This is a genomic window from Serratia sp. CC22-02 (assembly GCF_900182895.1).
Lineage (GTDB): Bacteria > Pseudomonadota > Gammaproteobacteria > Enterobacterales > Enterobacteriaceae > Serratia > Serratia nevei.
On sequence record NZ_FXUD01000001.1, the window covers coordinates 645,659 to 664,537 of the forward strand.

Annotated in this window: 14 protein-coding genes; 1 reads left to right on the top strand and 13 read right to left on the bottom strand. The window is 56.9% G+C overall.

What is annotated here, in order from left to right:
- Nucleotides 1–39: 39 nt before the first annotated feature.
- The 13 genes from QOL81_RS03140 to QOL81_RS03200 form a co-directional block, all read right to left on the bottom strand.
- On the bottom strand, nt 40–1,899 hold the full coding sequence (locus QOL81_RS03140; RefSeq protein WP_502950663.1) for a carbohydrate binding domain-containing protein: 1,860 nt from the start codon (nt 1,897–1,899) through the stop codon (nt 40–42).
- Between the two features lie 11 nt (nt 1,900–1,910).
- A complete protein-coding gene (locus tag QOL81_RS03145) occupies nt 1,911–2,654 on the bottom strand; it encodes a glycosyltransferase family 2 protein (protein ID WP_060424048.1) in 744 nt (247 codons plus the stop codon).
- Between the two features lie 7 nt (nt 2,655–2,661).
- Nucleotides 2,662–3,717, bottom strand: a complete 1,056-nt coding sequence (locus tag QOL81_RS03150; RefSeq protein WP_283439650.1) for a glycosyltransferase family 4 protein — start codon at nt 3,715–3,717, stop codon at nt 2,662–2,664.
- Between the two features lies 1 nt (nt 3,718).
- Nucleotides 3,719–4,624: a glycosyltransferase family 2 protein gene (locus tag QOL81_RS03155; RefSeq protein WP_038876980.1), complete on the bottom strand. Its 906-nt coding sequence runs from the start codon at nt 4,622–4,624 to the stop codon at nt 3,719–3,721.
- A gap of 3 nt (nt 4,625–4,627) precedes the next feature.
- On the bottom strand, nt 4,628–5,782 hold the full coding sequence (locus QOL81_RS03160; RefSeq protein ID WP_102984511.1) for a hypothetical protein: 1,155 nt from the start codon (nt 5,780–5,782) through the stop codon (nt 4,628–4,630).
- A 6-nt stretch (nt 5,783–5,788) separates the two neighbouring features.
- On the bottom strand, nt 5,789–6,637 hold the full coding sequence (locus tag QOL81_RS03165; protein WP_060440674.1) for an ATP-grasp fold amidoligase family protein: 849 nt from the start codon (nt 6,635–6,637) through the stop codon (nt 5,789–5,791).
- Nucleotides 6,618–7,916, bottom strand: coding sequence for a flippase (locus tag QOL81_RS03170; RefSeq protein WP_038876976.1), 1,299 nt, complete (start codon nt 7,914–7,916; stop codon nt 6,618–6,620). Before QOL81_RS03170 ends, QOL81_RS03165 begins: the two co-directional genes overlap by 20 nt.
- A gap of 4 nt (nt 7,917–7,920) precedes the next feature.
- Entirely contained in the window at nt 7,921–10,101 is a 2,181-nt protein-coding gene (locus tag QOL81_RS03175) for a polysaccharide biosynthesis tyrosine autokinase (RefSeq protein WP_060424057.1), read from the bottom strand.
- Between the two features lie 27 nt (nt 10,102–10,128).
- Nucleotides 10,129–11,262 (bottom strand): polysaccharide export protein, encoded by a 1,134-nt coding sequence (locus tag QOL81_RS03180; protein ID WP_060424060.1) that lies wholly within the window; start codon nt 11,260–11,262, stop codon nt 10,129–10,131.
- 45 nt (nt 11,263–11,307) lie between these two features.
- Nucleotides 11,308–12,357: a UDP-N-acetylglucosamine--undecaprenyl-phosphate N-acetylglucosaminephosphotransferase gene (gene wecA, locus QOL81_RS03185; RefSeq protein ID WP_060424063.1), complete on the bottom strand. Its 1,050-nt coding sequence runs from the start codon at nt 12,355–12,357 to the stop codon at nt 11,308–11,310.
- Nucleotides 12,358–12,531: 174 nt separating this feature from the next.
- On the bottom strand, nt 12,532–13,494 hold the full coding sequence (locus tag QOL81_RS03190; RefSeq protein ID WP_060424066.1) for an NAD-dependent epimerase/dehydratase family protein: 963 nt from the start codon (nt 13,492–13,494) through the stop codon (nt 12,532–12,534).
- Between the two features lie 181 nt (nt 13,495–13,675).
- The gene (locus QOL81_RS03195) at nt 13,676–14,575 is read right to left on the bottom strand and encodes a transcriptional regulator (protein ID WP_283439651.1); all 900 of its coding nucleotides are present in this window, start codon (nt 14,573–14,575) and stop codon (nt 13,676–13,678) included.
- A 773-nt stretch (nt 14,576–15,348) separates the two neighbouring features.
- On the bottom strand, nt 15,349–16,743 hold the full coding sequence (locus QOL81_RS03200) for a NarK family nitrate/nitrite MFS transporter (protein WP_060424071.1): 1,395 nt from the start codon (nt 16,741–16,743) through the stop codon (nt 15,349–15,351).
- A 351-nt stretch (nt 16,744–17,094) separates the two neighbouring features.
- Here QOL81_RS03200 and narX point away from each other — a divergent pair, with 351 nt between their 5' ends.
- Nucleotides 17,095–18,879, top strand: a complete 1,785-nt coding sequence (gene narX / locus QOL81_RS03205) for a nitrate/nitrite two-component system sensor histidine kinase NarX (RefSeq protein ID WP_283439652.1) — start codon at nt 17,095–17,097, stop codon at nt 18,877–18,879.

An 18,879-nucleotide genomic window follows, 5' to 3' on the forward strand; every position in this document is an offset into this window, starting at 1 on the left:
CGCGGGAGAGACCTCCCGCGTGACGTTAACTCGACGCATTCAGCGCTGGAGCCACAGCGTCGCGGTGCCCACGGCGGGCAACGCCAGCGCGATCTCCGCCCCCCCTTCCTGCTGCCGCCAGCCCGCCGGAAGGCGCAACCGGGTGCTTCCCTCTCGATAGTAAGGATTGGCTACCAGCAGCAAGGCGCGATCGCCCAGAATAAACATCCGCGCCGGCATTTGCGGATCGCTTCCCGCCAGCGGCGTCGATTTTCCCGTCAGCAGATAAGGGGTGAAAGCGGCGATTTGCTGCGACACGGCAGCCACACCGCGCCAGGTGGCGTCAAACTCCCGTTGGTCGAAGCGGCCGGTTTTGCGCTTGTAAAACAGATCGGTATAGGAATAAAACAACAGCCCCTTGGCGCCGCCGATCAACGCCTGCCAGGCCTGGTTGCGGATTTCCGCCTCTGACGGCGGATGTGGCTTACGGCGGGCGTCATAAGCGGCGTGATCCATGATTTGCATCACCACCCAGGCCCCGCGCGACTGGCGGGCGGCCTGCACCGTGAGTTCGGTATAACGCGTGGTGCGCGTCAGATCGCTATCGTTCCCCACCGGGTATGGGTCGGTCGCCAAAATGTCGCTGCTGTTGAAGTGAGCGTCCAACTCCCCGGTTTTGTTCAACACCTGGAAGGTGGGATGATCGCCGTCAAGCTGCTTTATTTGCAGGTTTTTTTCCTCGATCTTATCGAGATATTCCGGCCCCAGCTCATCGTTGATGTACCAGGCGAGCAGGTTGGGCTGAGAGCGCAAGCGCTGCACGTACCAGGCCGTCAGCGCCGCGTAATCGCCACCGCGCGCGGGCGGCGCGAAGCGGCTGCCGCGGTACTGATCTTTGACGGAGTAAATCACCAGCAGCCCGCGCTGGCGTGCGTTGCGGAAAAAGGCGTAAGGATCTTTCTTCTCCCCATAATCATAATTCAGCACCGTGTTGAATCCCGCCGATGCGATGCGCTCCAAATGCTCATCGGTAGCCACGTTGGCGTAAATACCCAACGGGAAAAGCCGTTGACCATCGCGCACGGTAAAGCCTTCGCTGTCGATCGCCACTTTGGCCGCAGGCTGCCCGACGCGAAAAGACAGCTCGCTGCCCTGTGCCGGCTGGGATTGCTGCCCGGTGACCTGCTGACGCAGGCGATATTCCCCCTGGGCCAGGCCGGTCGGCAGTGGGTATTCGATCCGGCGCTGCCCTTCAACCTGATAACGGTCGCGGCTACTGTGAACAACCTGCCCCTCGGCATTGAGCAATTCGCTGTCGACTTGCAAACGCTGCGGCTGCGGAGTGACCAACAGCGTGTCGACCTTCCCCTGCGCCGACGCGCCGAGCTGATACAACGCCGGCGTAGACGCTCGAGCACACGCATAGGCGTCGTCAAACCAGGCGGTACCGGTGCTCCCCTTGCGCAGATAGACGCCAAAAGTGACTCGCGCCGCCTGCGGCGGCACGGTATAGCTGGCGCTCACCTGCTGCCAGCCGCTGTCGCCGGTCACCCCTGCCGGATAGCTGCCTTCCAGAAAGCGCCCCTGCGCATCGAAGCTCTGCAGATAAACCCCGGCGCCGCCGTCGCGGCTTTGCCCGCGTACGCCATGGGTCTTGAGCCAGACGCCGAAATCGATCGTCTGCCCGGGCGCAACCCGCAGCATCTGACTGAAGGTGCGGTACTGCGCGGCATCTGCATTGTCATAACGCAGACTGCCACGGCCGCTGTGCGCATCGCCGTCGGCCTGTGCGCCCTGCGCACGCCAGCCGCTAAGCCCCTGCTCAAAGCCGGGGTTGGCCAACAGATTGGGTTGGCAGCTCTGCGCCAGAGCCGAAGCGCTCCACCAGGCGCAACAGCTCAGAGCCGCCATCTGATACATCCCCTTCATGGTCATTTCCTTTTCACCACGGCGTTGAACAGATAAGTGGCGAACAGATAGCAGGATTTCTGGTAAGACAGCCCCAAATGCTGACGGTAAATCCGCCATTGCCAGTCCGCGGCGCGGATTTTGTTGCCCGACAGCGAATGGGTAGACAATCGGTAACAGGCCAGCGGTTCGGGAATGCAGTAGGCCAGGCCGTTACGCGCCTTCTGCAGCACCGCCAGCCACATCAAATAGTCCTCATGACCCACTTTTTGCTGATACACCTTACCGATGCGCTTCTGGTTGTAGATGCCGGTGAGATTGCCGATCCAGTTGCTTTTCAACATGTCCTGATAGCCAATAAGCTCATCCGCACCCCGGGTGTTTTTGATCAACTTCAGGTCGTCTTCGAAGGTGTAATAATGGGAACACACCACGTCGTAGCGGCGGGTTTGCAAAATGCTCGCCTGGCGCGACAGCTTGTTGGGGAGCCATACGTCATCGCTGTCGCAGAAGGCGATATAGTCGCCCTTCGCCGCCTCAATGCCGATGTTGCGCGTTTCCGCCACGCCCTGGTTATGCTCATTGCGTATGTAGGTGAGGCGATCGTGGATAAACGGCCGCACCACCTCGGCAGTATCGTCGGTGGACGCATCATCGATCACATACAGGTGATAATCGGTAAATCGCTGATTCAGCACGCCTAGAATCGACTCTTTAATAGAGTGCGCCGCATTGTAGGCCGGCATTATCACGGATATCTTTTCCATTCTGTCCTCACTCGGTGAGCTGTTGCCACTCGGGATAAATACGTTCGGGAGAAAAACGACGGGACTTCTCTAACGCGGCGAGAGAAAAGTGCTCGCGCAAACCCGGATCGAGCATCAGTTTGATCACCCCTTCGCTGAAGGCGGCGGCGTCGTCATCGGGCACCAGATAGCCGTTGACACCATCGTCTATCAACTCGGCCGGGCCGGTCTTGCAGTCGTAGGCCACCAGCGGCAGGCCGAAACTCATGGCTTCGATCAGCACCATCGGCAACCCTTCATAGCGAGAAGTCATCAGATACAGGCTGGCTTGGCGATAATAGGCCGCCACGTCGGCGGTGGCCGGCAGCAGGTTCACCTGCCGCTCCAACCCGGCGTCTTCAATCTGCCGCCGCAATGCGTCGCGCTCCGGACCGTCGCCAATAATCAGCAGCCGCCAATCCGGCGCCTGCGCCGCCACTCCTTGCCACAACGCGATCAGACGATCGAAGCCTTTCTGATTGCTCAATCGCCCCACCGCCAGCGCCACCTTTTTCTGCAGCGTCGGCGTCGGCGCCTGCGTGCCGAACGGTGAAACGTTCTCGATCACCCGACATTTCCCAGCCCCCACCCAGCGGGCGATGGCGTCGCTATCTTGCCGCGTCAGAAAAATTACGCGGTCACACAGCCGGTAAACCAGCAACTTCAACCACTTAAATACGCGCGGATACTGGTGAAAGCTGACGTGTTCACTCAGCAGCAGCCGGCTGCGGGCACAGAACAAACGCAGAAAAGGCGTCATTACCACCGACAGTTTCCCCATGGAAACGGTAATGATCACGTCCGCGCGTTCACGCCGCAGGGCCATCGCCAGCCGCCATGGCCAGAACAGCGAATCGCCGCCGCCGCAGCGCAACCGGACGTCGTTCGCCAGCGGAAAGAAGCTCCGCTCGCCAAACAGCGAAAACAGCGCCACCTCGTAACCCGGCAGACGCGCCAGCGCATTGGCCAAACCGCTGGCGACCCGTTCAGTTCCGCCCTTGCCCGCTATATTTTCGATAACGATGATTACCTTGCGTGGTTGCATATCATCTCCTGAATCCCTGGCGCACATTGCGCAGCAGCCGGCCGCCAACCGAGAACAACCCCAACCGCGCCAGACAATCGCCATACCATTTGATCATCTTGAACTTGCCGCTCAGGCTGCGCCGCACGATGCGCGACGAGTAATAATTGAACGCCTGGGCGTTCTCCGAATACAGCGAGGCCAGCAGGTGCTTGCAGGCGAATCCGCTGATATGGCGATCGCTGGGGCTGAGGAAGGTATTGATAAAGCGATCGCTGGCCTCCAGATTAAGCTTCGCCGTCATGCGCCCGTAGCGCCCTACGTCGAGAAACACCCCTCCGCCGGCGTCGTGCGCCACATGCGCGCCCAAATTGGTGGCATTGACCAAAAAGCCCCAATCCTGATGCTTATTGAGGAACTCGGGAAATAAAAAGCGGCGATCGCTTTTTTTACGTATGCTGATGGTGGATGAACGAATATCGCCCATTTCCAGAAAAAGAAAATCTTCGCCGGAAGAACCGGATTTGTAGTGGAAGTTGAAGTCACGTACCGAATCGCCGCTCACCTCCGCATAGTTACCGAAGATAATATCAATATGGCGATCTTCATGTTTATTCATGCGGCGGATAATATAGTTGGTTGTGAAGTAATCATCGGAATCGAGAAAAAACACGATCTCCGATTGCGCCAACTTGATGCCTAAGTTACGCGATACCGCCGCATTGCTCTTCTTTTTTTTCTCGTGCAGCATCACATTGCTATTGGTTGCTGCTATCTGGCGAATATATTTAATATCATCCTCGTCAGAGCAATCATCAACCAAAATCACCTGATAGTCGAACCCCTGGCAAGCGTTGAAAACCCGCTTCAGAGTTTTAGGCAGATAGCGTGCACTATTGTAAATAGGGATCACGATCGAGAAATCCATTTCTTAACCCTCTAATTTAGAATTTATCATTTCTTTTCCACGGCAAAGCAACAATAACGACACGTTAAATACCGGGACCAAAAAATAGGTTTCCGTCAACGTTGTTAACAGGAAAACCACCACCACCCAGCGCATGAACCGACTCAGCTTGCGCATGTTACCCAACAGGTGAAAATAACAGAAAAGCATGACGACAGAGGCGAGGCCACCGGCCGAATAAAACATGGCAATGAAGAAGAAATCGACGGGTTTATAAGGTTCTATATTCATGCCGAACAGCGGATTGGGTAGCCCCACCGACTGAAACATCTGCCAGGAGAACCAGACTCGCCCGGTCAACGCCTGGTTCAAGAGGACATCCAATGCAGGATTGCTGCCCCAGAGCATAACGCTGGCGAATTGAAAGCCGACAATAACCAACGTCAGCACGATGCAGACTTTTCTATTGGGGGCGACACGCAGCAGCGGCGCCAGCCAAAACAGCAATAACATCAACAACGCCAGCATAAAACAGGTGCGAGAATAGGAATACATCAGCACCGGGAGAATTAACGCCGACACCGCCAACGACGCGATATTTTTCATTCCACGCGTTAGTTTCGCATGGTCGATCAGGCACAGCAGCGTGGCGAACAAGGCAAAAGAATAATACGCCAGGGTATTCGGGTTATCGAAACCCAGCGTTAATCTGTTGCCGTAACGTTCATCAAGATAAACAAACCCATTGGTGTAAAAGCTATAGGGAATGACCATCAGCAACCCTGCCACCACAAAGGCGATGGCAAACATTTCAGCGCCACGTCCCATGTCTATGCGGCGAAATAAAATGATCACCGCCGTGCTGAATACCGCGCCAAACAGATAATCCCCATGCCCGGTGGCAATATTAACCAGAAACAACAGAGCCAAAAAACCCGCAACCGCTTTTTCCGCCAGCGTAGCGATAAAAAATGCATAACCGACATAGAGCAACATCAGGCCATTAAGCCCCATCACGGTTTTATTAATCAGCTCGCTGTTGAACGATCCCGAGGTCAGGAAGGTTTTCACGAAAAACATCAGCAGAAAGGTCAATACGATGGATTGATTGACTAAATCCCGCGACTGATTATAACCGGCGTTGGCATGCATTTGAAAATTGGAGGCGACTCTTTGCATAAGTGTTTACTCAGTAAAATAACTGCCCCATTCCTGCTCAATGTTTTTCGGCATCAGCTTGCTTAACCCCGCGCCAGGCGTAAACGTCAACTCACCGAAATACACCTTCTCGCCGACCTGGTAGAAATCCACGCGGACATAAGAGAACTGCTGCGCTGTCTGGCGAGCCAAACGCGTCATTTCGTCCAGCCGCGTAGGGCGCGGCATCGGTTCGTCGGCATTCGGCAAGCTGATACGGATTTCGGTGCGGTTCCAGTCGATATCGAAAATATCGCGCCGATGAGTGCCGAAACGCTGATAGTCCACCTGGATGAACATGCGAATTTCATGATTGTCGTTAAAACAATGAAACTTGATATCGTTCGGCACCTGCTCGCCATCCAGCAACAGGCGCTCCACCATGATGCAGGGTTCGATATCCAGATAATGCTTTTCGCGACTCTGCTCGTAAAAGTTGCTGCGCATCCACGCGTTGCTGAGATCGTACAACTCCGCGTAGCTCACCTGCTGCTTGTCGAACACCAACCGGTTATAACCGCTGCCGTGGTTGGCCTTCAGCACGAAGGCGTTGGGCAATTGCCTGAACATGTCGTAGCTGAGCTCAGTGCCATGCGCATACAGCTCCACCAGATACTCCTCGCCCCACAGACCGGCGATAAATTCACGTACCTTGAACTTGTCCGACAAGGTGGTGTAGATGCTGCGCGGATAAATTTTGCGACGCATGATCTTTTCGCTGAAGCCGGTCGGTTTTGACAGGTGCGGCAGCTTCTTGAAATAGAGCGCGTATTTAACCTGATGGTGCCAGGCATCGGGCAGGCGCTTGGAAATGTTTTTAACCAGGATGTTTAACATGTTCTCTCCTTAATTTGCTGACAAGACGCGGCAAGCAGTAAAAACAGGTCAGCTGCAGTCGGGTAATTTTTCCGCCACGGAATAAACTGTTCAGCACGAAGAACGAAATGAACTCCGCCAGCAGCGTAGACACCGCCGCACCGATCAGGCCGTAGCGCGGGATCAGCAGCAGATTCATCACCACGTTCGCCACGGCCACCAACGGCATCTTGATGGCGATAAAGCGATAGCCGGCGAACAGCACGATGCTGCGGTACGAAACCGTCCCCATGACCGAGAACAGCGAGGTCAGCGTACAAATGGCCAGGATGCTGGCGGCCGGTTGGAAAGCGGCACCGTACAGCAGCGCAATGGCCGGGTGAGCGAACCACCACAGGCCCAGCAACACCGGCAACGACAGGCCCAAGACCACCAGATAAAGCACCCGGATACGGTATTCCTGCTCCAACGGATCGCGACAGCTGGCAATGCCCGGCATCAACGAGGTGATCAGCGCCATCGGCACGAACACCCAGCCTTGGCTGAGGGTGGTGGCGGCACTGAACCAGCCTACCGCCTGCTCGCCGACCAGATTGCCCAGCATGATTTGATCGATGCGGGTATAGATCACTATCGACAGGCTGGAGATGGCCAGCGGCAGGCCCACCTTGAGCAAATAACGGCCATAGCGCCCGGCCTGGCGCGGCGTAACCCGCGGCGAGGCCGCAGCTTCGCCACGGAATAACCAGAGGCGCGCCAGGTAAGGTACGGCGCTGCTGAGGATGTAGGGCACCGCGAACCACACCAGCGGCAGCGCGGCGCTCACCAGCGCCAGCCGCAGCCCGATCGACAGCAGCAGCGCCAGGTTGTTGATCAGCGTATTGCGTTTCGACTGCAGGCGGGCATCGTAATAAATCTTGTACACGTCCTGAATCGAGAAATAGGCGCTGACAAGCAGCAACAGCGTCATCAGTTGGCTGGCGGGCGATTGGCTGAAATAGCTCCATGTCAGTATCGGCAGCGTCACCGCCAGGAACAGCCAACGGCGCAGGCGTATTGACGCCAGCATCAGGCGAATGCCGCTCGGTTGTCGGCGGGCGACGCGGTTGAAAATGATGCTGTCGGCGCCCAACTGTACCAGTGGCACCACGATGGCAATCGTCGCCAACAGATAGTTGAGCGCGCCAAACTGCGCGGGCCCCAGATAGCGCGCAACGTAAATGGAGACGAAGATGCCGGACAGGCTGAGCGAAACGCGTTCGAGCATCAGCCACAGGGCATTGGTGATAATGGCCTTCACCCGCTTATTCCCCTGCCTGCGGGCTATCTTCCCGATGGCTTGGGTAGGCGAAGTTGTAGTAGCTCATGTCGGTTGCCGCCTTCTTCACCATGCCGTTGAGGATCACGCCCTTGATCCCCACCCCATTCTGTTCGAAACGGCGCATGCTGGTTTCGATCTGCTTGACGGTGTTGACCTCAAAACGCACCACCAGCAGCGAGGTGCCGGCGTGATTGCCGACGATCGCCGCATCCGTCACCGCCAGAATCGGCGGCGTATCGATCAGCACCAGATCGTAGTTTTGCCCGGCCCAGCGCAGAAAATCGGCGAAACGGCGGTGCATCAGCAGTTCGGACGGGTTCGGCGGCACCTGGCCGCGCGGCACGAAGTCCAGATTGGCGATGGCGGTTTTCCGCACCGCCTGTTCCGCCATCACGTTGCCCACCAGCAGATCGGACAGGCCCTGATGCCCGTCATCCGCCAGCCAGCGGTGCAGGAAGCCTTTGCGCATATCGGCGTCGATCAACAGCACCCGCTGCCCGGCCTGCGCCACCACCACCGCCAGGTTGGTACTGGTAAAGCTCTTGCCGCTTTCCGGGCTGGCACCGGAGACCATCAGAATGTTGTTCTTGGCCTCCATCATGGCGAAATGCAGGCTGGTGCGCAGGCTGCGGATCGCTTCCACCGACAGATCCGTCGGTTCGGCCACCGCCAGGATCGGCAAGCGCCGGCCGCCGGATTTAGGCAGCAAATGACGCTGTTCGCGGTTGCGCTTCACCTGCCACGGCGACAGCGGCACGGTGGCGTAGACGTTGATGCCCCGTCTCTCCAGGGTATCGATGTCATTGATTCCGCGATGGAAAGCCGCGCGCAACAGCACGACCGAGGCGGCGCCCGCCGCGCCCAGCAGCAGCGCCAACAGCACGATCAACGCCTTTTGCGGCTTGATCGGCCGGATAGCGGTTTCCGCCTCGTCGATGATGCGAACGTTGCCCACCGTGCCGGCCTTGCTGATGCTCAGCTCCTGCTGCTTGTTCATCAGCTGCATGTAAACCTGCTGATCCACCTGCACGTCGCGGGTGAGGCGCAGGATCTCCTGCTGCATTTTCGGCAGCGTCTGCACCTGTTTACCCAGCCGAGCCTTTTCCGCCTCCAGCGTGGCGCGCTTTTCCAGCAGCGCCCGGTAAGCCGGGTGTACACGGGTATAGAGCTTGGAGATCTCCGCTTCCTTGAAGGTCAGCTCGTTGAGCTGGGCCTCGAGCTGCACCTGAGTATCCAGCACCGATTTGGCTTCCAGCGACAGATCCACCGAGTCGTTTTGCTGGCGGAATTGATTGAGCTGAGTTTCGGCGTTGTTCAATGAGGTTTGCGTTTGCGGCAGCTGCTCTTGCAGGAACGCCAGCATACGCTGCGTCTCTTCCGTTTTGCGATCCACGTTCTGCTGCAGATAGTTGTCGGTGATGTTCTTCAGCATCGCCTCGGCATTCTGCGGATCTTCGCTCGGCAGCGTAAAGGTCATGATGCCGCTGTCCTTGCCACCCGGCACCACGTCCAGGTATTTACGCAGATCGTCCACCGCTTTTTGACGCGCGACTTTGACCACGGTAAAGCTGGCGCCCGGCGCCGCGTCCAGCGCCGAGACGGTCATGTTCCAACCGCCCTGCGCCACCGGCTGCCCGACCACACCGCTGAACAGTTTGTCGCCGTCATGGCTCAATTCGTAATGCTGTCCGTCGCGCACCGTCAGCGTCAGCGTCTCGTCCAGCATGTCCTCCGGCGTCGTCAGCGTGGCAATGTCCAGGACCGGCGGCTTTTCGCCGCTCAGCCGGGCAAAGCCTTTGCCGAACACCGGGAAATAGTCCGGGCTGACGCGCACCGTCAGGCCGAGGGCGTCCACCGTTTTGCCCAGCACGTAGCGTGACTTGACCAGCGTCACCTCATCCTCCGTCGCCGAACTTTGCCCCATCGAGCTGTCCAGCGTTTCACGCAACAGCGAATCGCCGGACAGCTGCTTCTCCACCTGCACCACCGCCGTGGCCTGGTATACCGGGGTGGCCAGCAGGGCGTAGGCAACACCCAGCACGCCGGCCAAACCGGTCACGGCGGCGATCCGCCAACGGTTATCCCACAGCGGACCGATCAGGCGCTCCCACTCCAGCTTTTCATCTTGTTCGGCCACCATCACGGACAGCGCATTGTTTTTCATCTTCTGTTCCTTATTCACCCTGCGGAGTTACCAGTTGCGCACGCGCAAGGTAGCCTCGCTGAGATCGTTAAAGCTGCTGATGGTCGGCACCAGCTGGCTGATCAAACGGTTCCAGCGCGCGACCGGCGCCGCAGTGACGTACACGACGTCGTAAGGTTCCAGCTGAAATTCAGCGCCCATCGCCAGCGCGCTGGCATCGGAGAGATCGAACTGATACAGCGTCGCCAGCCGCTGCGGCGTTTTACCGCCGCTCGGCCGGATCACGAATACCCCGGTCGCATCCGCCACCGTCTGGCTGATCCCTTCGGAAGATCCGAGGGCTTCAGTCAGGGTCATGCCGCTGCGATCCATCTTCAGCGTCGCTTGCTTACCCACCTCGCCCATCACGAACACTTTCAGTTCGTCATTGCGCGGGATGTAGAGGATGTCGCCCGGCTGCAGCAGCGCGTTCTGGCTGATGTCGCCGCGCTGCATCAGCGCCTGCAGCGAGATAGCCCGCTCCTTGCCCTGATGGGTCAGCACCACGTTGCGCCAGTCGGCGTTGTCCGTCAGGCCGCCGGCGGCGTTGATCGCGTCCAGGATGGTCAACGGCACGTTGGTGATCGCCTGTTGGCCGGAGGTTTTCACTTCGCCGGTCACGTAAGCCTTCTGCGAGCGGAAAGCGGCGATGCTGACGTCCACCTGCGGGCTTTCCACATACTGCGCCAGACGGCCGGCAATCAGGCTGCGCACTTCGGTGACGGTCTTGCCCACCACCGCCACGCGCCCGATATAGGGATAAAAGATCGTGCCATCCGCATGCACCCAGTTGCCGGTGTCACTGGCGCTGCGGTACTGCCCGGCCGGCGTGGTCAACTCGGGGTGATCCCAAACCGTGACGTTCAACACGTCGCCGACGCCGATGCGGTATTGATAACTCTGCAACCGCTGATCCAGCGCCGGGTTCGGCCGGGCGACCGGTTCTACGCGCCGCATTTTCTGCAGCAGCATCGGCGACATGCGATAGACCTGTACCTGGTTATTCAAATCGAAATCGTCGTCCTGCTGCACGACGATGGCTTTTCCACTGGTCGGTAAATGCGAGCCGGGGACCACCGTACAACCGCTCAACAGCGCGGAGGTGCAGACCAACGGCATCAAAAGGGCCAAATGAAGATTCATGGAGGTACCGTGATAGACGGGCTGCTGCCGCAGCCCGTGAGAGGATTATCGGCCAACGCTGGGGTTATCGCGGAGTACCGTTGCCTGGCGCGGTTCACGCAGCATGGCGAAATAACCGCAGAAACAGAGCAGAAACGCCACCAGCATCAGGCTTTCCTGCAGCTTCAACACTTCGCTGCAAATGCCGACGCAGGCCAGCGTCACCGCCAGCATGGTGCTCATTGCCAGCGCCTGGCGTGCATTGAGCCCGCGGCGCATCAAAATATGGTGTAAGTGATCGCGGCCCGCTTTGAAGGGGCTTTGGCGGCGCAACAGGCGGCGCACCATCACGGTCACCATGTCCATCAGGGGAATGGCGATCAACCACAGCGCGGTGACCGGGCGCATCACCGACTGCGGCCCCTGCGTCGCCAGCAACACCAGCCACAGCACGCTGAAGCCGATCACCATGCTGCCGGCGTCTCCCATAAAGATCTTGTTGCGCGCACCGAACAGGCTCAGGTTAAACAGCAGATAAGCCGCCAGCGCGACGATCAGACCCAGACACCACAGCGCCAGGTCTTCCCGGCCGCCCAATCCGAACAGGATGGCCAACGCCACGAAGGTGACGCAGGACAAGGCGCCCAGCTGCCCATCGATGCCATCGACCATGTTGTAGGCGTTGATCGCCCCCCAGACCGCCAGCGGCGTAAGCAGCAGCGCGCCATAACCGAGCATCACTTCCTGATGGCCCCAGACATAGCCCAGCGAGGAAAGCTGCATCCCTGCCGCCAGCATCATCGCCAGCGCGATCCCTCCCTGCACCATGACGCGCGGCGCCACGGGCAGATCAAAGCGGTCATCCAGTACGCCCAACACCACCAGCGCCGTGACACACAACAGATAGACGGCGCTGTCGGGCAGCCAGGCGGGTTGCCACAGCGTCATCAGCGTCAGCGTCAGGTACACGGCGATGCCGCCGACCAGCGGAATATGCCCCAGATGTTGCTTGCGCGCATTGGGCTTATCCACCAACCCCACCACCAAAGCGGCCCGGCGGGCAATAAGCACCCAGGCGACCGCCAGCACAAATATCACGCTCAGTTGATATAACATCGTTCCTCCAGCGAATAAGCACGCTACCGCCCTTGAGTTACAGCTCCCAATGCGCTATTAACAAAAACAAAATTGATCCTGCCAGGATATAAGTCAGCATGAATTAATCCTGAAAAATGCAGATTTATCCGCTTGTCGGCGGAAATAGGTAAATAACGCCAGCGTGCGGTTAAGTTATCTCTCAGAAAACTCATGCTTAATGGTTCTTTCGATTGCCGAATCAAGTTCTACCGGCGCCACGAAATTATTCCGCACACTACTTTTAAATTGCGTTCTGGCGCAGAATTTCTGCACTCTTACGCGGCTGATTGGGAATTTTTTGCGACTTATTTTACTGACAACATCCAAGGCGGTTGCGCCGCATATGCCTACGGCATAGGGAATGCGAATCGTCTTATTTTCTCTGCCCAGCGAAGAGGAAATAACGTCGACCAACTGATTCATCGTAAAGTCCGGTTTATCGACGTAGTTGCTGACCTGATACGTTGACTGTTGATCCAGCGCATGTTCCAGCCGCGCGGCAATATTTTCAACGTAGGCCATCGACTTCATATTATTACCGCTGCCAATCATCACGAATCGGCCGCTGGCGATCTGGCGGAACAGGTTATACACGTTGCCGCGGTTGCCTTCCCCGAAAACCACCGTCGGGCGGATGATGGTCAATTTGTTTGCGCTATCCGCCTTGCGCCAGGCTTCATAAACATATTCCGCTTCGAGCTTGGATTTGCCGTAATGATTGAAGGGCTCGAAACGCCCCCCTTCATCGGTTTCCTGTTCAACGAACCCGTAAACGGCAACCGAGGAGGTGAAAATGATTTGGCGAATATTCAATGCGGAGGCGGTCATGCAGACATGGCGTGCGCCTTCGACATTGACCTGATAATAGAGCGAAATAGGATCGACATTGTCCTGATGTTCCGCCGCCAGATTAATGATGGCATCACAGCCCGCCAGCGGTTCTTGCAAGGTCTGGGGCTGCGTCACATCGCCATACTGATAGAGCGCCGGAAAATGTGCGCTGGGTTGCTTGTCAACGATGACCAACGTCAGGTCGTCGCGCTCACTGAGACGTTTCGCCAGGCGTGTTCCGATAAAACCGGAACCCCCGATAATAGCTACTTTACGCTTATCCATAATTTGTCACTCAGCAGGTTTCTCATTATTCCTGTCACCGCAATGGAAACAGGGCGCTAATATGCGTTAGGTAATGAGTTCCAGACTGGACAAATCGAACCTGGCTTTCAAATAACAAATAATGAAATAAAAGATTTCATCAAATGTAAAATTATCGCTAAAGATAAAACCTCATTCAGCGTTAATTTTTAACATCGTAAGCAACTTGATATTGCAAGGTTTTATTCGGCAATATGAGATTAATCCGACCTTTACCCGGCGTAGAAGAAGTCTCATATTTTACCGGCAATTTAAGCTGCCCTTGCTTAGGGTCGACGCATTCGATGGTCGCCTGATCCATGCTCTCGCCCTGGTACAGGCAGAACAGGGTTTGCGGGCTGTTGGTATGGGGATTATTCAGCGTCAGCGTCAACACAACGCGCGTGTTGTTCTGAATATCATTGATCACCGGCGGGCGAGTTTGGTTACCGAGCACATATGAAAAATGTGAAATAACCAGCAACGAAGCGAATACCGTCAGGTATTTCACTACGCGGCTGGCAGGCATGCTGAAAAAGCGACGCACTGCCGCCGGATTCTTTTCCTGCACCGGTGCTTTGGCTGATTCCATCGTTGCGACAGGCGCAGCAACAAGGGGCGATTTACGCGGCTTATCTATTTTCTCTTCGTTGATTTCAGGCGATTCACTTTCATTTTCGGAAAGTTCCGCTTGAATATCAGCGCCAATATCATTGCCGTCATTTAATATATCGTCGTCAGCGTAGTCCTCATCTTCGGATATAAAGTGAAAAACGGCTTGATTTTCCACCTTGTAACCCAAACGAGGAATGGTTCTGATAAGCGTATGTTCCGCGTCGCTAATTTTCTGACGAATAGATTTAATTGTTTGATTTATCGTTGAATCTGAACAATACGTTCCTTTCCAGATATTTTCTATAATTTCCGTTCGGGTAACCAGTTCTGGTGATCTGGCGACAAGCAGCGAAAGAATTTGATACTCCTTCCAACGCAGACGGAATTTCTCCCCGGCAGGAGTCAGAACATCGAGATTCCTAATCTTTATTCTTTTATCAAGATTCACTTTTAATTTCCTTAGCGTGCCTGTCCTGCACACTTTGTATAGAAATATCAAAAAATGTTCAAGAAATTAAATGTAAACTCAACAGGTTGCATCCATTGGATATTGGCTTTTATAAAAATTTTCTGATTTCATTTTTTACATTAGGCCTGATTAAGGATGTTATGTTTATCCAAACGACTCTTTTTCCCTGTTGGCAACATGGATTTCTTTCATGATTACCGTAAAATTCAAACTAGCACCTCATTGATTTTAAAAGAAAAAGCCAGCAGTGTTGTTTGATTGTTAATCGAATAAAATTGTGAAATTTCATTCCGCCACGTGAATTCATCCTGTTTTTCCACCTAATCTGATTGCCAGATAGACTACAAAAAGCCGGAAAAAACAGAATGAGAGTTGTCTGATTTAACCCCAGGGTTCATTCCAGTGGATGGGCGCAGCATCTAAGACAAAACCCTATAGATGATCTTATAACAATCGCACTAATTATGCCTCACCCTCCCGGAAATTTCATTTAACCTGCGGGAAAGGCATTAATGATTTAATGCAGGAATACTCTCAATAAAAAGAAAAAACCGTGCAAATAATATAATCCGTTTACGCGAAAGCATTCTGACATTGAGAGATAGTGCTATAAAAAAAGAAAAAAACGGTAATCGGGGATGAGAATTTTACCTAAAGACAGAAAATTTCACTGAGGAAGAGAGAAGAGATGACTCGGAATGAACGAAATATCCCTCCCCTGTCGGGAAGGGATAGAGAAAGCCGTTTGATACTCAGGCCTTTTTCTTGCGGCCATACACCGCCCAGGTGATCACCACGCACAGGATATAAAACACCAGGAACACTTTCATCGCCCCCGCCGGCGAACCGGTCATCGCCAGCGAAGTGCCGAACGCCTGGGGAATGAAGAAACCGCCGGCCGCGCCAATCGCCGAGATAAAGCCCAATGCGGCGGCAGAATCCGTCACCGCTTCACGCTGCGCGCTTTCATCGCTGCCGCCGGCCGCTTTGACGCGATCGACAGTGATTTTACGGAAAATGACGGCAATCATTTGGAAAGTCGAGCCGCTGCCCAGCCCCGCGGTGAGGAACAGCACCATAAAGATGCCGTAGAAGGCGATGAACGAACCGCCCTCCCCCGCACTCGGCAAGGTCAGGAACAACAGCGCGGCGAAAACGGCCATAACCACAAAGTTGATCAACGTCACCCGCACGCCGCCGAAGCGGTCAGACAGCGCACCGCCAACCGGTCGCGCCAGCGCCCCAAGGAACGGCCCGAAGAACGCGTAATGCAGGATCACCACGTCCGGGAACTGCGTCTTCGACAGCATGGCGAAGCCGGCGGAGAAACCGATGAAAGATCCGAAGGTCGCGAGGTACAGCAAACTCAGCATCCACAAATGCCCGCGCTTGAGCACCGGCAGTTGCTGACGTAACGATGCCTTGGCCGCCGCCAGATCGTTCATGCCGAACCAGGCCGCCAGCGTGGCCACCAGCAGGAACGGCACCCAGATCCAGGCGGCGTTTTCCAGCCACAGCTGGCCTCCCTCGGCCTGATTTTGCGCCGTGCCGCCAAACAGGCCGAACAGGCTGAAAGAGATCGCCAGCGGCGCGACCAGCTGCATAACGCTGACGCCCAGATTTCCCAACCCGCCGTTAAGCCCCAACGCACCGCCCTGACGCGCTTTCGGGAAGAAGAAGCTGATGTTGGCCATGCTGGAGGCAAAGTTGGCGCCGGCGAAGCCGCACAGCAGGGAAATGATGACGAACACGCTGTACGGCGTGCTGCTGTCCTGTACCGCGAATCCCAACCACAGGCACGGCACCAGCAGGAAACAGGTGCTGATGGCGGTCCAGCGGCGGCCGCCAAACAGCGGGATCACGAATGAATACGGCACGCGTAAAATGGCGCCCGAAACCGACGGCAGCGCCGTCAGGAGGAACAGCTGGTCGGTGGTGAAATTGAAGCCCACCTTGTTCAGGTTGACCGCGACGGCGCTGAACAGCATCCAGACGCAGAAGGCCAGCAGCAGACAGGGAATGGAAATCCACAGGTTGCGGGTGGCGATACGATGGCCACGCTGCTGCCAAAAGGCGCTGTCTTCAGGACGCCAGTCCTGAATCAGCGCACCGGTTTTCTTTGATGAAGGCGTTGCAAGTTGCGACATAAAAACCTCAGACACGGGGGATCATTCCGCACACCCTAGGGGGCAGCCCCGGCGGCAAAGTTGATGTATATCAACCCGAATGCAAGTAGTTGGCGCCGCAAATAGCGCCCTCATCCCCTTAGGGGTACGCCACAATTAAAAATTAAATCAATTAAAATCAATGCATTGAAAATAAAACCTGCATCGCTTTCATCGTCCTGCCCCCCCGCCGGAAACTAATGGGTACTTCATTCGAGGTATGGGGTTATGCTCAGGGATAATCAAAAATACGGCTGAATCGTTACTTGTTTACCCCCGTCGCCGCCTTCGCCCCTGAGCCTCAGCGGCGCCAAACGCCAGGAATCCGCGCTTATGAAACGCCTGTTGGCCCCGCTTTCGATCGTGAATCAGGTCGCCCTGCTGATGTTGCTGTCGGGCATTCTGGGCGTGGCCGGCATGGGGATTTCCGCCTGGATGTCGCAGAGCATTCAGGGCAATGCGCACGCCATCAACAAGGCCGGATCGCTGCGTATGCAAAGCTACCGGCTGCTGGCGCAGGTGCCGCTCGATGAGCGGCATGAAACGTTGATCCGCGAACTGGAGCGCGACGAAAACAGCCCCGACCTGCAGCGTTCGGTGGAACAGGAAGGGCTGACGCAACCTTTCGACGCCCTGCGCGACTATTGGCAGCAGACCCTGCAACCTCGCCTGCGCAGCGCGCAGCGCCCGGCCGATGCCGCGCCGCAGGTGGCGCACTTCGTGCAGCTGCTGGATAAGCTGGTCTCGGATATCGACAGGCAAACCGAGCGCCGCCTGCTGATGGTGACGCTGGTGCAGGCCGGCTTCATCGCGCTGACCCTGCTGCTGCTGATCGGCACCACCTGCTACCTGCGCCGCCGGTTGCTGCATCCGTGGCGACAGCTGGTGGAGATGGCGTTGGCGGTGGGCCGCGGCGACTTTAGCCGCCGCTTCGCGCAGCGCGGCCACCAGGATGAAATGGCGTCGCTCGGCGGCGCGCTGAACACCATGTCCGACGAGCTGTCGGCCACCTACAGCGGGCTGGAGCAGCGCGTGGCCGAGAAGACCGCCGACCTGCAGCAGAAAAATCAGGTGCTGAGCTTCCTCTATCGCGCCAGCCGCCTGCTGCACGCCAGCGAACCGCTGTGCAGTCGCCTGACGCCGCTGCTCAATCAACTGCAAACCCTGACGCCGCTGCGCGCCATTCAGGTACGGCTGTATGAAAACGACAGCCGGGAGCCGCTGCTGCAGCTGAGCGGCAACCAGCCGCTGCGGCCGGAGCATTGCCATAATCCGGTGTGCAGCGCCTGCCTGAACGACAGCGACCGCCAGCATCCCGACAACCCGTCGCTGAGCTGGAGCCTGAGCGACAAGCTCGGCGACTACGGCGTGATCGTGGCGCAACATGCGCCGCAACAGCCGCTGAACGATGAGCACCGCCAGTTGATCAGCACCCTGGTGGAGCAGTTGACCAGCGTGCTGGCCATCGAGCGTCAGGTCGACCACCAGCAGCAGCTGATGCTGATGGAAGAACGGGCGGCGATCGCCCGCGAGCTGCACGACTCTATCGCCCAATCGCTCTCCTGCCTGAAAATGCAGATCGCCTGCCTGCAGATGCAGGGCGAAACGCTCTCGTCCGCCAGTCAGGCGCTGGTGCAGCAGATGCGCGAAGAGCTGAACGGCGCCTATCGCCAGCTGCGCGAGCTGCTGACCACCTTCCGCCTGCAGCTGACCGAGCCGGGCCTGCTGGCGGCGTTGCAATCGACGGTCGCGGAGTTCAATCCCAAACTGGGCCTGACCATCCATCTCGATTACCAACTGGGGCCGCGCACGGTGCCCGCCTACCAGGCCATTCACCTGCTGCAGATCGCCCGCGAGGCGCTCAGCAATATCCTTAAGCATGCCGCCGCCAGCCAGGTGAGCATTCAGGTCATCAATAAACGGGGCGAAGTGACCCTGAGCGTATGCGACAACGGACGCGGCCTGCCGGCCGAGACGTCTCGCCCCGACCATTACGGCTTGATCATCATGCGCGATCGCGCCAAGAGCCTGCACGGCCGCTGCGACATTTTACCGCGCAGCGGCGGCGGCACCGAGGTGCGAGTCAGCTTCACGCCGGATAACCACGCCATCGACTAA

Coding starts and splice junctions, on each gene's coding strand:
- QOL81_RS03150 (WP_283439650.1), bottom strand. CDS start 3,717: ATGCAACCACGCAAGGTAATCATCGTTATCGAAAATATAGCGGGCAAG.
- QOL81_RS03155 (WP_038876980.1), bottom strand. CDS start 4,624: ATGGATTTCTCGATCGTGATCCCTATTTACAATAGTGCACGCTATCTG.
- QOL81_RS03165 (WP_060440674.1), bottom strand. CDS start 6,637: ATGTTAAACATCCTGGTTAAAAACATTTCCAAGCGCCTGCCCGATGCC.
- wecA (WP_060424063.1), bottom strand. CDS start 12,357: ATGTTATATCAACTGAGCGTGATATTTGTGCTGGCGGTCGCCTGGGTG.
- QOL81_RS03140 (WP_502950663.1), bottom strand. CDS start 1,899: ATGTATCAGATGGCGGCTCTGAGCTGTTGCGCCTGGTGGAGCGCTTCG.
- QOL81_RS03200 (WP_060424071.1), bottom strand. CDS start 16,743: ATGTCGCAACTTGCAACGCCTTCATCAAAGAAAACCGGTGCGCTGATT.
- QOL81_RS03180 (WP_060424060.1), bottom strand. CDS start 11,262: ATGAATCTTCATTTGGCCCTTTTGATGCCGTTGGTCTGCACCTCCGCG.
- QOL81_RS03175 (WP_060424057.1), bottom strand. CDS start 10,101: ATGAAAAACAATGCGCTGTCCGTGATGGTGGCCGAACAAGATGAAAAG.
- narX (WP_283439652.1), top strand. CDS start 17,095: ATGAAACGCCTGTTGGCCCCGCTTTCGATCGTGAATCAGGTCGCCCTG.
- QOL81_RS03145 (WP_060424048.1), bottom strand. CDS start 2,654: ATGGAAAAGATATCCGTGATAATGCCGGCCTACAATGCGGCGCACTCT.
- QOL81_RS03190 (WP_060424066.1), bottom strand. CDS start 13,494: ATGGATAAGCGTAAAGTAGCTATTATCGGGGGTTCCGGTTTTATCGGA.
- QOL81_RS03160 (WP_102984511.1), bottom strand. CDS start 5,782: ATGCAAAGAGTCGCCTCCAATTTTCAAATGCATGCCAACGCCGGTTAT.